We start from the raw sequence: 14,376 nt of genomic DNA on the forward strand, positions 1-14,376 counted from the left end.
CTGAAAAAACAGGAATTATGCTATCGTTTTTTTTACAAAAAGTATGTTTTAAGCAAAATAAGTATAATAAGTACTATCACATCTCATACATATAATGGTTATGTAGCATATAAGCCATAGAGACCCATGTTGGGCCTTAGCCCCAACAAAATTCCTAATGCATTTGACTAATCAAATTAGAGCTAGGGTCCAACCCAATCTATTTCAGTTTTCAAAAAACACTAAATAGCAAGAAGTTGAAGCAAAAATAATTACGCAGTATATTGGATGATTACTCATAAAAATTAAGGACGATTATTATGAGCATTCCTTTAGAATTAATAAAAAAATATTTAATTCAGTATATACCTGAAAATAAATCCGATGGTGAAGTTATTTTATCGGTTGGTGAAAGTTTATTACTCGTTATGGATGCCTGTATTCAAGCAAAGGTTGATTTAGCGATCATCGATCAATTAAATCTGCTTTATATTGAAGGGATTAAGTCACAAGAGGAATTTAGTTTTATTAAAGAAATTCGGGGAATTTTATTGTCTAAAAAATATACGGTTAAATCCGATCCTATTACTATTAATGAAGATCCCACTCGACGCTATTTTGAAACACAACTTGCTTATTATCTTCTTCAAAATAATGCAGAAGATCTTAATCAAAGCGAATTAATTGAGTTTACTAAAAATTTAAAAAAACGTTTATTTGCTTTACCTACCCCTGATAAGACTCATATTAAAAAAGCAGAAAAAATTCTTAAAGGAGAGATGGATTCAATACTTAATAAATATGAAACGGAATATGCACAAATAATCTGTATGTTAGCCAAAAATAATTTTTACGGTTTATCTAAAAAGGCCTGTGCAAATTTGTTGGAAATTGCGTGCAGTACGAGTCTGTCCACATTAAATACTCAGATTGATCAAACGATGCCGGTTGATTTTTGTAGTGATACTGTATTTACCATGGGTATGGATGGAAGAGGAAGAATAATTAAAAAGGATCATGATAAAGTACGAACGACTGCAAAAGGTTTAATGAAATCCACCTCACCACTTCCTCTGTATCATGATGTAGTCAATGCCGTAGATGCTCACTATGATGAAAAAACAAAAGAACAAACTGTATCACCTTTTCAACGCTCCGCAGATCAAGCAAGTTTCATGATAGAAAGCCAATGGACACAGTTTTTATTTTCACGAATGACGCAACCATATTCTAACGGTATTTCCAGCACTACATTGGCTCAAATTCGGAATATGATATTAGAAAAACGTTTAGGTCACATTTATCATAAGAGTTCATTTCAAAAATATATGACTGCATTTGCTGCTCTGATGGTATACAACAGTGGTGGCCATTCTTTTTTTGAGGTTTTTGAAGTATTTAAACTTCCATTGTGCCGTGAATTGATTGAAGATGAGCCTGGATTAGTAAAAGCTTTAGAAGAAGATAAGATGATGTACAAATGGCTTTGCCTGGACCAAAGTGATGCCTATGAAAAAGCATTGCATGCGACACGAAATTATTTGCATGTTATTTTATCTAAAAAAATCAGTAACGCTGAATTTAAAAAGAAACGTATACCCGTTTTAAGCGCCCCCCAAGAACAAATGACGCTGCATTCTGCAGTAGTGTATCTGGACTTACATGATCTTGAACAATTGATTCATACTCTGGGCAGAGAAAATATAGATGCTCCAAATTACAAAGATTGGACTGCGCTTATGGTCGCTTCTCAATTGGGTAAGACCGAACACGTAAAAATGCTTCTTACTGCCGGTGCGAATATCCAAAAACAAGTAGATGGACTTTCATCCCTAGAACTTGCTATCAAAAACAGCCATTTTAAAACCACAGAAGTTTTATTAAATGGAGGTGCTGTAGTAAAAAGAGCACAAAAAGCGAAAGGAGGTTTGAAAGCAAGGGTTCCCGCTTTATATCTTGCCTGCAGACAGGCTGATGTGAGTATTTTAAAGTTATTATTGGAACAAAAAGTACTCAACATCGATGATAAAAAAGAAGCCGTACTTTGTGCTTTGAAAATTGAAAATTTCGAAGCATTAAGAGTCATCATAAATCAAATCACCAAGGAAGAAAGACATAAATTTTTTAATGAAAAGTATAAATTCAAACTATTAAAAGAGGCGGTAAAATTAGGTAATACCCAATTAATTAAGGGGATACTGCAATTTGATATTTTTCCCTCTTTTGAACAAATAGACTGCCAATCTTTATTAAATGTGGCGGCAGAAAAGGGTTATTTACCTACTGTAGAATTGCTATTGAAGCTTTATTTTCAGCATTTAGATAAACAAAAAGGCAGTCAAGAAATGCTTTTCTCAATAAATCTTGATCCAATACTTAGTACGGCCTTAGAACTTAGTCATTATAAATTAAGTATTTTTTTAATGATGCAAGGAGCAAATATCAATTTGGTCTCATCGAAAATAGAGCATCTCGATGAATTTGTAAAATATATAAAAAATAGCGAACATCGTGATTTATTTTATATTCAAGAGTCAGCTTCAGATAGTGTTTCTATCCAGTTGAAAGAAGATTTATTTTTGTCTCGCTTAAAACAGGAACAGAACGAAGCAGCATTTACAATGCCACCGAAAAGTCATATTGAGTCTTCTACTTCCATTGGTACGCTGAGTTTTTTTAGTGATAGGGAAAAATTACAAAAAAATCAAAATGATATTACTCTAAATTCGGTGATAACTATGTGAATCAAGAATGGCTTTATTTGACAAACGCGGCAATAATAACTAATCTTAATTGTGCGATGCAACATAAGGAGATGCTATGAAGAACCAATTTTTTGAGCAAAAGATTTTTAACAATATGGATAATCCAATGCAAAAACTAATGGAACTGAACGTTAAAATGATGCAGAACTTATCTTTAATTAAGCCAATGGATTTATTCAATATAAAAAGACCCGAAGAGTTTTTTAATAAAAATATGGAGCTATTTATCCAAAACAGTCAGATGACTATGAATTATATGAGAGAAACCTTCAATATCCTTGAGCGACAATGGTTAAATATTTCTCGTGATATGGATCAACGTGCGAACGAGATGATGGACGAAACTTCATCGTTCATGACAAAAAGCACAAAAAAAGTTGCTACTACAGCGAAAACTGCAGCAAAAAAAGCTTCTGCCTCTGCAAAAAAAGCCGCATCTACTGTGAAAAAGGCATCTTCATCAGCCCAAAAAGCGGCAACATCCGCTGCGAAAAAAGTGTCTTCACCAACCAAAAAAGTCGCGGCACCTGCTGCTAAAAAAACTTCATCTCTTACGAAAAAAGCTGCAGCACCTGCTGCGAAAAAAGTATCTTCATCTACAAAAATGGCAAATACGAAAAAGAACGTCAAGGTAACCGCTTCTCAAAGTAAAACAAGTCCTGCCGTAAAACCAAAACAAGAAGCTAGAAAACCTGAATCCAAACCCTCTATAATGCATTCTACTGTTCCAATGAGTCATAATGCGCCCATCAACCAAAGTGCGGCAAAGCCTAGTATGACTAGCGGTAGTAACATGTCACAAGTAGGTGCTATGACCGAAAAAAGTGGTGTTAAGGATATAAATATCCAAAATATAGGAAAAGGTAATCCTATGCCAAACCAATTTCCTAAAAGATAATTAATATAGCTTAAGAGCCCTGAGCATCATCAGGGCTTTTACATCACTAATTACCTCGAGAGTTATTACTCTTGAGTTTTCAACAACCGTACGTGACTAAAGACAGAGTTATTGTTTAGCCTATAGCCTCGAAGATTTTAAAGTTTGGATCAATTTTTCTTTTGGAACATGGGTGAAATATCAGCACTAAAGGGCTCATAGCACAAAGCATCCTAGCGAGGACGGCCCGGGGTTGGTTCTGGTTTATTTTGAATAAGTTGACTAATAATTTACATTGCTCATCTGGACCATCCCCATATTTACGCTTGCTGGTTAAGCTTTTAGCCCTTTGCAGCTTGACGTAAATCAAGATCTGGGGTGTAGAGATTTTCGAATAAATCAATATATTCAATAGTCTTATTACCTAATCGTGATGTGGTGAGTGCGCTAAACTCTTGGTTGGTTAATAATGGTATACCAGGTTTATGCTCAAGAAGTGCTATTAAATGAAGAGCAGCCTTTATTTTTTCTTCAGCGCTAAAGCCAAATTTGTATCCAAATAGTTTGGTTTTATAATGTTTGGATGACTCACCTTCTTCATCAATGTCATCTGTTCTTATATGTATGTAATCATCTAAAATATGAATTAAATTTAATTCTCTTTCAGAAAGTTCTGGTTCTTCAACTTGTGATGTATGCAAGACTTTTTCTTCAACTTGGAGTTCGGCTTCATCTAATGATATTTCAGTCGCTTCTAGTAACAAATCATCATCAACACTTTGAACTAGTTGTCTTTCAATGGCATCTTTATCTAATTTTTCCTTTTGAATGTCTGGTACACTCTGATGATTTTCTTTTATGATTTCCTGGGAGTCACTTTCTAATAATCTTTGAATGGCTGGATGCAGAGCATGCTGTTTCACACGACGTGCAATTTGTAAATTTAATTCTTGCAATGCAAAATCTGAGGGGGTCTGGGTATATTCAGGTGCGGGGATGTTAGAAATTAATTCCTTATAGACTCCATCAAGAAGGGCGATATCGTTAAGATTTTGTTCATATTTATTCAAGGCTTGGTCTATATAGTCCAGCTTTAATAATAGATTGTCTGTTATGGATAATGCATCATATATCTCTTCTACTGTTAAATTGTTTCTTTGTTCAGACAATAAAGGATTTTCTTTTATTTGAAGTACATGTTTTCCTAATTTTTCATTATCAAAAAAAGCTTGAGTTGACATTAATGGGGCTTTACTGTCGTGCATTGGATGCAGAATGTGCATATGATATCCAAAAATGTCCTCGCCTTTATAAATCGCCATAGTATTTTGTATGCCGCGTTTAAGGACGGCAACATGATTTCCATACACATCATAGAGGTTAGGCTGAAACAGAGTAGCAGGAGGGAAGCCGTTTTGAATTAATAAACGATTTTGTAATAAATTAACAAATGTTCTGCCATTCGCATCTCCAAAGGGATGAGTTCGTTCGAAAGCCTGGGTTGTTTCACCAATTAATTGCAGGATTTCATCAGGCTCTTTTAAAGTCTTAATTTTTTCGTTGTAGTTGTTGATAATTTTTTCCATAATCACTTCAGCGGCTTCAGGTGCTTGGTATTTGATGTTACTACAATGTTCTACCATGAATTGTGCTAAGGCAGCGTTATTATTTTCAATTTTATATTTGGCAGCGATGTTATTTCGTGCTTCAATAAAAGTAGTGTATGTCAAAATGATTCGCTCATTGCCTTCTAAAGGAGCATACAAATATTGCGTGTTGCCATCATTGTCGTCTTCACCCTCTAAAGCAAAATACCCCTCTTCCATTTTATTAAGTAAATCAGTAAGACCTTCAACTGTCGTCCACCCAGGTGTTAAATCAAAAAATGGAGATTTTTGTCTATAGGCCCCTCTTGCGATGGCGTTATTCCCCCAACCTAATGTTACATCCTTGGTGACAAAATCATGAAGTTGTAAAATTAAGTCATGAGAGATTGATTTATCATCAATGTTATCTAAAGCTACATCCAGAGCTGAAAAGAAAGCATTAAGAGAATTGGGTTCTCTACCAGCATAATCTACCCACCCATTTTCTCCACCTCTTAGTTCCCCAGCAATGGCACCTACTGTTTTGGCATAGAGATTTCCATCAACGGCTAACTGCCATAATCGATTTTTAGGGTAATTCTCCCTAAATGTTTTCAGGGACTCAGCAGCAGATACCGGAGTTATTTCAAAGGGTTCATCAGGCATTAATGCTTTTTGGCGGCTTTGGTTATAGGCGACCAATTCTTCCAACTTAAAATACCAATCATCCAGTTGAGTGAAGTCATCAAGAGTGTAATATTCAAAAGATATTTCTTTCAAATCATCGAAAGAACAATTTTTTGAGCGAAGAAATTCATTAATTTGCTCAGAAGGTTTTGGCTGTTTTTTTATATTAAGGGTGAGATGATTAGCATTACCAGGTTTTAAAAATAGATGTAGTTTCATTTTAAACTCTTTAAATGAACATGTACGACTATTATTTAGTATAGATTTTGTACAAAAATGATCAAATAAGTCGTTTTACTTACAAGTTTGGAAACTCTGAAACGCAAAGGCCTCGAACCTGTAAATTCGTTATGATCATTCGTTTTCCTGAGAGACTGCAAATTGTTGGAGCAGAAGCAGATCAGATTCTGCCGGAAGCGTTTTATGAATCATCAATGATAAAGCTATATTTTTTTGCCTGGGACCTTTATTCGCTTAACTTGAAGGGCATTACTTGACTCAAATCAGGCAGCATGGAGTGTAATTTTTTTGCCACAGAATACAGTAATAAGTCATTTCCTTGAGCAGCCCCCATTTGTACTGATATAGGAAGCTGATTATGGAACATAACTGGCAGGGTCATCGCCGGTAAGCCCGCTTGGTTAAACAATGAGGTAAAAGGAGAAAATTCCACATTTTTTTGTAAATAATGCTCAAATTCATCATGAGTACTTAATTCTCCTATAAGTAATGGAAGCTGTGCTAAAGCAGGCGTTAGTACTAAATCATTTTGATTGAGTAACTGATGAAGGGGCTGAATGAGCTGGTATAAATGACTCTTGGCAATTAAATACTCACAAGCAGAAAGTTTCTTTCCTCGTTGATAAAATTCCCATGTCACAGGTTCAAGTTCATCACGCGTTGCTTTTTTCCTTGATTGAAGTTCTTGGATTTTAATAACAGTATAGGTATTTGCGGCAATAAGGTTTATCACACAATCACCGATAGTTTGAAGATCTAATGCCAAACTTTTTCTTTGTATTGTATGACCTAAACTTTTTAACAATTCCTCAACTATGCGTACCGCTTCAAGGCATGGTTCTGCAACAGGTACTGGTGCAAAAACGCCATCTAAATATATTATGTTTAATTTTCTATTTGGAATAAGTGGATGCACTCGAGATTGATCCGCCAATTGCTTAAATAATGCCTCAGAATCACGTAAAGAGCGAGTTAACACAAAATTTACTGCCAGGCCAGACCATAATTCATCGGTTAAAGGACCTGTTGGAGTTAAGCCCCTAGTTGGTTTAAAACCGAATAAGCCACAACATGCAGCAGGAATCCTAATGGAGCCACCTCCATCACTTGCTGTAGCGATGGGCGCAATACCTGCAGCAATTGCAGCAGCAGCCCCCCCAGAAGATCCTCCTGTTGTTCTATTAAGATCATAAGGATTGTGACATGGTCCTAATAAGGCAGACTCAGTAACATAGGAAAGGCCTAACTCTGGTGTATTTGTTTTAGCAAAAGGAATAAAACCTAATGAAATCATCTTACTTACTAAATCACTGGTGATTTGAGGAATATTTTTAGCAAAAAAACGTGATCCTTCAGTACCTCGTATTCCAGCAATGGGCTGCCCCAAATCCTTTATTAATAGAGGAACACCATAATAGGGCTCATCACCATGAAGAGTGGTGAGACATTTTTTTGCAAAATCGGAACAGTCACTCACTACCGCATTGAGTGTTGTATTGACGTCATTTATCCGCGAAAGAGCACAATTCAACGCTTCATGGGGACTAATTTCGCGTGTTTTAATTCGTTTTGCCAGTTCGGTTGCATCACAACATAGATATTCTTTTAATAACATTTCTTGCCCGTTAGGATTAAGAATTCACGAATAATAATTATTATTTCTGAATTAAAACAGGATCTGCTGAGGATCCTACTACCCTGGAAAAATGTCGTGATTTTAAATGCTTTGTCGATGTACGCTGTGTTGCGCATTCTAAAATCACGACATTTTGGCTCAGTCTAGCGAATTGTCAAAACAGATCCCAGGATACATCATTTATTCTTCATGACAGCTTTTAAATTTTTCTTCCATTTTTTCTTCCACTTTTTTCATTCTATTTTGAAGTTCTGTTTTTTGTTGTGGGTTAAGTACTGCATAAATTTGATTCTTAGCTGTGATCTTAGCTTTCATCATGTCGCCGATCAGTTTTGTCTTTTTATCAATTAAACTGTCAACTGTTGATTGATCCATATTAGCCGATTCAGCTTGTTGATTGAGTTGGTCATGTAAGCCTTTCATTTGAGCCGCATCATTTTGTATTGTTGATTTTAGTTGCTCTAAAATAGGTTTTATCTTAGATTTTTGGCTGTCATCAAGTTTTAATGATTCAACCATATTTTTTAATCCTTCCCCGCAGCCCCAAGAATGGGCTAGTACTACTGGGCTAAGTGCTAACGTAAAAGTAAATGCAGCTGCTTGTATGATTTTCTTATACATGATAAGTCCCTTCCTTAGTTAAAATGATTAAAATCATAGGTAAGTATAGATGCTTTAAATGATTTTTGTGAAAAAATTCAAGTAATAAATGAGATAAAAAAAAGCTTTTTGAGCTATGACGAATCTATGGTTCAAATTTTTTATTTTTTGTTTTGCAAATATATTTTACATTCTTCTACTGATAATGGATGGTAATAATAAAAGCCTTGGATTCCATCAATACCTTGTTCCCGTAGAAAGTGAAGTTGTGATTCATTCTCAACGCCTTCAGCAACAACCTTTATATTTAACTTATGTGCGATTGTTGCAATTGCTTTAATAATCGTTTGATCTAAATAATCATTATGACAATTATTAATAAACGCTTTATCGATTTTTATTTTTTTCACGGGTAAATGTTTTAAATAAGATAAACTGGAATAACCAGTACCAAAATCATCTATCACTAAACTAATATCCATTTCTTTTAATAAATTAATTTCGTTATATAACTTATCACTATATTCAATGAACACAGATTCTGTGATTTCCAATTCAATAGAGGATGTATCAAGTTGATTTTCAGCCAAAGCATCAGCAATAATTTTACTGAGTGAATGTCGAATAAATTGAACTGTGGATATATTAATCGCAATAGGCCCAGAGAGTATTTTTTTATCTTGCCAGTTTTTCGCCTGACGGCATACATTTTTAATAATCCATTCACTCACTGGAATAATCAATGGGCTCTTTTCTAGATTAGGGATAAACTTCGCAGCATCTAAGACACCTTTTTCTGGATGAGCCCAGCGTAATAAAGCTTCAAGCCCAACTATGTTTCCTGTGCGTGTGTCACAAACTGGTTGATACATTAAGAAAAACTCTTGTTTATCATAGGCACGTTGTAACTCCTTACCCAGCCCATGGGTTTGTTGGTACTCTTCATAGAGTTCATTAGAGTAATAATGAAATTGATTTCTTCCTTTATCTTTTGCTTGATAAAGAGCTGTATCAGCCTGTTTAAGTAAAGTTTCTATATTTTTCCCATCATCAGGATAGACACTTATACCCATGCTGGATGCGATTTGAATTAAATGTTCATCTATAGGAACTGGTTTGCTAATATCCGCGAGCAATCGTTCAACGATTGTTGTAATTTGAGCATTTGAATTGATATTGAAAAGGACTATGGCAAATTCATCACCACCTATTCGAGCAGCGATATCAAACTCACGTAAACAAGAACTAATTGTCTTTGCGACATGAATCAGCAACTTATCTCCATTATCATGCCCCAAAGTGTCATTAATTACCTTAAAATAATCAATATCCAAAAATAATAAAGCAATCTTCCCCTGAAATCGGGTCACCTGATTTGTATTGTGTTGAAATATTTCATAGAGCAAATTTCGATTGGCTAATCCAGTTAATGGATCATGGGTCGCTTGATAATAAAGTTTGGCATTTTCGAGTGAAATCATTGCTTGGGAAGCGAGCAATTGCAAGTTATCCAAATGACTTGGAGTAAAGGTACAGCTACTGCTGTTGTTCTCTAAATACAGGATCCGACATAATTGACTCTTATAAAACAACGGCATCATTAAAAGAGATCTTGGATTTTCTTGCTGTACATATTCATCTTGAACAGTGAGTTCTGATTGAATTGCATCATTTAAAATAATGGCTTTTTGAGTCCGTTGAACATAATTTAGGATGGAAGTAGGGTATCTTGCAGTCTTTTCCTGCTCTATTGGGCTATTGAGATAAATCATTTGATGATCTAAATTTCCTTCTGCCTCAATCATCCACTTATCATTATCCTGAATCAGAATAATACCTCGTTGTGCTCCTGCATTTTCTAATACAATAACTAACAGTTTTTGGAGTAATTTATCCAGGCGAATTTCACTAGAAATAAGCTGATTAAATTTTAAAACGGTCAACATATCTAGAGTCGGCGTTTTAACTTGCAGATCGGGATAGTAGTTAATTAATGCCGTTGTCTGAGAAGATTGTTCTAAATGTTTTACTTTGGCAAGTGCCCCCCAATCCTTGAAGTAGTGATGGGCATGAGACATGTAAATTTTTGCGATATTATCTATTTTGATTTTATCGCAAAAGTAAGCAGCGCGCTCACTGGCAATTGCCGCAAGTAAGACTAGTCCACTTGTAAGAGCTGCTTCGATTGCTTGCTCATAGAGAACCAGGACACTCTCGTTTTGCTTCTTTAGACTCATATATTCAGCATTTATAAGTAAAGAATAAGCTTTAAAGTTTCCAGGACACCAAGTTTCATATTTTTTAACAAATGCTTTGAGTTGCTTTAATTTTTTTAAATAAAGACGATGTTTGTTTTTGGGTAACTGGGGTAATAAGCTTAGCAGGGATAACGCATAGTAAAATTTACCATCAAAATGGCTAATCATGCCTTTATTATATTCCGAATAGAGCTCATGGTTGCTTCCTGCTTGGACTGCCTCAGCAAAATTACCTAGGAGAAAGTGTAGCTGTGTCAGAGAGCTATAGAAAAAGCTTAATTCGGTTTTATTTCTTCCACTAATGATATTTTTTTCAAATAAAGATAATTGCTTGATTTTTGTAAACTCAGGCTGCTCCAAGCCTTGCGTCATATAATCCCAAAAAGTGGTTACATTAACAAAATCTGATATTTTCATGCGTGACATAAACGATAAAGCCGATTTTATGTATTTTTTACTTTCATCTAACTCTTTACCTGCTGACAATGAATGGAGTATCAGGAGTAGGTTACTGTAATTACTGTATACTAAGTCACCTACTTCACAACACAACTTAAATGCTTTAATCACTGTGTTATTGCATAAAGTAAGTGATTTTTGATAGGGTTCAATAAAAGTACCTAGAACGAATTGATTTTTACCTTCAAAACTTGATGAACCATATTCTTTCTTCAGCCGGTTATATAGCGTTACAAATGAAATGGCATCCTCGTACAAATTTAAGGAATGCATAATAATAAACGCATAGACCGGAATTGACATCGATGTACTTTCAGTATACCCGTACTTTAAGCTTAAGATAATATTTTTGCAGGTCAGAAGTACGAACAATTGCTGATTGGTGATAAATGCACTATTGAGCAGTTGAGTAATTAGATTCACTATCGCGATCTGCTTTAAATCACTCATCAGAGGTAAATGTAGGTTTTCAATTTTAGTATGTCTTAATTGAAATTTTATTCTAAAGATCGAGGCCAATATATTTATCGAACTGGGCTTCGTTGGTATCTTCATGCCAAAACTTCGTAATGCATTTAATCCTATCTGTAAGGCTTCGGTATGTTTTCCCAGTGCCGAGAGCATTTCAATCTTCAAACGATAAATTTCAATTTTATCCAAAGCATGATGTGCGTGGTTTAAGAGCTCGCTAAAATAATCATCGGCAATTTTAAAATCACCAATCAAATATCTGCAAACGGCAAACTCCTTAAAAAGTTGGAAGAGCAGATTATAATTTTTTTTCCAGTTATATGGTTTTAATAGTTCAACACCGACAGTTAGATGCTCATTCGCAACATCATATGCAGAGGCTAATTTTGCTTTTTGTCCTGCCCATAAATTATATTGAGCCAACTTCATTCGTTCGCTTGATTTATGAATTAATGAAGTACTTTGATTAAAATGTTTTAATACATCAAAAAGCCGCTCATCATATTCTACAAGGGGATTGTCTTTTAATAATAATCTCCCTATCTTTAAATGAATATCCGGTCGTTCTTGTTCATTAATTAACTCATAAGCGGCTTGCTGAACTCTGTCATGCACAAAAATATAATGTAATGATGTGTTGCTAAGATTTGTAATGTTTTCATTTAAGCCCATCAAGCCAGATGTTTTATAAGCTTCCTCAACCGGGTAGATTAAATTTGCTTTCATCGCTTCCCACAAGTGTTCCGCCATCTGGCTAATGGATTGATTGGTAATTATTTGTAACGTTTTAAAGTTGAACTGATAGCCGAAACATGCTCCTAATTTTAAGATTTCTTGTGTCGCTTTGGGGAGCAAGTGAATTTTGCTAGTCAAAAGATCAATGACATTATCCGTGGCACTCTGTTGTTGAATTTTGTTTAAGTCCCACTCCCAAGCAGCATGCTCATAAGAGAAGACCAATAAGTTTTGTGCATAAATTATTTTTAGAAACTCATTAATAAAAAATGGGTTACCCTGAGTTTTATAAAAAATACATTTGGCCAACTCCTGGACTTTTTTTGGTGAACTGGATAAGGTATCGACCAGAAGACTTTGAATGTTATTTAGGCGTAGTGGTCTTAGAGTCAAGGTACTTAAGTTCACTTTATTTTTATCTAGGTTGTTAATACTTAATTGTAAAGGGTGATTCTCATTGATTTCATTATCACGATAAGCGCCAATAATGAGTAAATGATTCGTCTCTCTATCCTGTAACAAGTTTTCAATAAAATTTAGGGACGAATTATCAGCCCATTGTAAATCATCTAAAAACATAACGAGTGGATGTTCTGCTTGAGCAAAGATTCGTACAAAATTTTGAAATGCCAGATTAAAACGTATTTGAGTTTCAGCAGGGCTCAACTGGAGTACTGGTGGTTGTTTGCCGATAATGAGTTCAACATCTGGAATAACATCAATGACAACCTGACCTATATTACCTAAAGAATGGACAAGTAATTTTTTTAGTTTCTCTAGCTTGTTTTCACTCTCTGATAGGACTTGTTTTACTAAATTTTTAAATGCAGCAACAATGGCGCTATAAGGGATACTTCGTTGTAATTGATCAAATTTTCCCTGAATATAATAACCTCTATGTTGAATAATCGGTTTATGTACTTCTTTCACTAGTGAGGTTTTTCCAATGCCAGAATAACCGGCAATTAAAACAATTTCTTTGCCACTTAGGCTGATTCGATTAAAAGCTTTGATTAATTTGTCTACTTGGAGTTCTCGGCCATATAAATTACGAGAAATACTTAAATGATCGTGAATATCGTTTCGACCAAGGGTAAAATCACTAATCGCTCCTTTTTGTTGCCATTGATTCAAGCATTCCTTCAGATCTGATTTTAATCCGATAATACTGGAATAACGATCCTCGGGCATTTTGCACAACAACTTCGCTATAATTGCATCCAGCATTCTGGGCGCATCAGGTCTAACCTCTAATACTGTTGGTGGCTTTTTAGCAATATGACAATGTACTAATTCAAGTGTATCAACTGTTTGAAAGGGTAATCGATTAGTCAACATTTCATAAAATGTGATACCCAGTGAGTAAAAATCAGTACGATAATCAACTGGACGGTTAATACGACCTGTTTGCTCTGGTGAGATATAGGCTAAATCCTCATCCAATATTCCCAATTTTAGATAATCAAAAGTTTCTTCAGTTAACTTGGAAGAGGTACTTAAATCAACCAGCTTAAGATTCAGCTGCTCTGGATCGATAACAATGTTAGATGGTTTAATTTCTTTGTGAATAATATGACGTTGATGTAATTCTCCAACTATATCAACTAGTTGTAATGCTAAAATCAAAAAACTTTCAATATCCAATTGGTGCATAAGAAGGTATGAAGTTAATAACTGTCCTTTTACATCTTCAAGAATTAAAACAGGCGTTTGTAGATTTTGCAGAAAGTCGTAAGCTTTAATTATAGTAGGTGCTTCAATCATATTGAGCAAGTAATATTCATGTTGCAAAATAGCCAAATTCTCAGAACTGGAGTGAGGTTTGCTTGGTGTTTTGAGAAGCACTCTACGACTATCTTTTAATCGCAAGGCATAATAGGTATCAATATTATGGTTATGCCTCATTTTTTCTCGTAATGCATAGCCGGATATAGAAATCATTTATTTCCTTAGCAACTGGTTAGACAAATGGTTCAATACCTTTATTTAGATTATAGAAGATATTGAAGCTTAATAAGGCGATTAATCAGAGTATTTATATCTCTTAAAAAGCAAACTCATATGACTTCAAAATTCATCTCTT

The 14,376-nt window shown here is 34.8% G+C and carries 6 protein-coding genes; 2 read left to right on the forward strand and 4 right to left on the reverse strand.

Features of this window, described 5'->3' with window-relative positions; all coding sequences use genetic code 11:
* Nucleotides 1-299: 299 nt before the first annotated feature.
* Complete coding sequence (locus ACF8MK_RS13885; RefSeq protein ID WP_392537150.1) at nt 300-2,723, forward strand: ankyrin repeat domain-containing protein; 2,424 nt, start codon at nt 300-302, stop codon at nt 2,721-2,723.
* Nucleotides 2,724-2,799: 76 nt separating this feature from the next.
* Nucleotides 2,800-3,642, forward strand: a complete 843-nt coding sequence (locus ACF8MK_RS13890) for a hypothetical protein (protein ID WP_392537151.1) — start codon at nt 2,800-2,802, stop codon at nt 3,640-3,642.
* A gap of 320 nt (nt 3,643-3,962) precedes the next feature.
* Here the strand turns inward: ACF8MK_RS13890 and ACF8MK_RS13895 are convergent, their stop codons facing one another.
* The 4 genes from ACF8MK_RS13895 to ACF8MK_RS13910 all read right to left on the reverse strand — a co-directional run bounded on the left by ACF8MK_RS13895 (nt 3,963) and on the right by ACF8MK_RS13910 (nt 14,234).
* Nucleotides 3,963-5,987, reverse strand: a complete 2,025-nt coding sequence (locus ACF8MK_RS13895) for a Fic family protein (protein WP_392537152.1) — start codon at nt 5,985-5,987, stop codon at nt 3,963-3,965.
* A 373-nt stretch (nt 5,988-6,360) separates the two neighbouring features.
* A complete protein-coding gene (locus tag ACF8MK_RS13900) occupies nt 6,361-7,749 on the reverse strand; it encodes an amidase (RefSeq protein WP_392537153.1) in 1,389 nt (462 codons plus the stop codon).
* 201 nt (nt 7,750-7,950) lie between these two features.
* A complete protein-coding gene (locus tag ACF8MK_RS13905) occupies nt 7,951-8,391 on the reverse strand; it encodes a Spy/CpxP family protein refolding chaperone (RefSeq protein ID WP_265704755.1) in 441 nt (146 codons plus the stop codon).
* Between the two features lie 140 nt (nt 8,392-8,531).
* The gene (locus ACF8MK_RS13910; RefSeq protein ID WP_392537154.1) at nt 8,532-14,234 is read right to left on the reverse strand and encodes an EAL domain-containing protein; all 5,703 of its coding nucleotides are present in this window, start codon (nt 14,232-14,234) and stop codon (nt 8,532-8,534) included.
* Nucleotides 14,235-14,376: the final 142 nt, after the last annotated feature.

Source organism: Legionella sp. 227, assembly GCF_043161935.1.
GTDB classification, from domain to species: Bacteria; Pseudomonadota; Gammaproteobacteria; order Legionellales; family Legionellaceae; genus Legionella; species Legionella sheltonii.

Bases quoted from the DNA above. Each gene is read 5' to 3' on its own strand.
- ACF8MK_RS13885 (WP_392537150.1), top strand. From the start codon at position 300: ATGAGCATTCCTTTAGAATTAATAAAAAAATATTTAATTCAGTATATA.
- ACF8MK_RS13890 (WP_392537151.1), top strand. From the start codon at position 2,800: ATGAAGAACCAATTTTTTGAGCAAAAGATTTTTAACAATATGGATAAT.
- ACF8MK_RS13900 (WP_392537153.1), bottom strand. From the start codon at position 7,749: ATGTTATTAAAAGAATATCTATGTTGTGATGCAACCGAACTGGCAAAA.
- ACF8MK_RS13905 (WP_265704755.1), bottom strand. From the start codon at position 8,391: ATGTATAAGAAAATCATACAAGCAGCTGCATTTACTTTTACGTTAGCA.
- ACF8MK_RS13910 (WP_392537154.1), bottom strand. From the start codon at position 14,234: ATGATTTCTATATCCGGCTATGCATTACGAGAAAAAATGAGGCATAAC.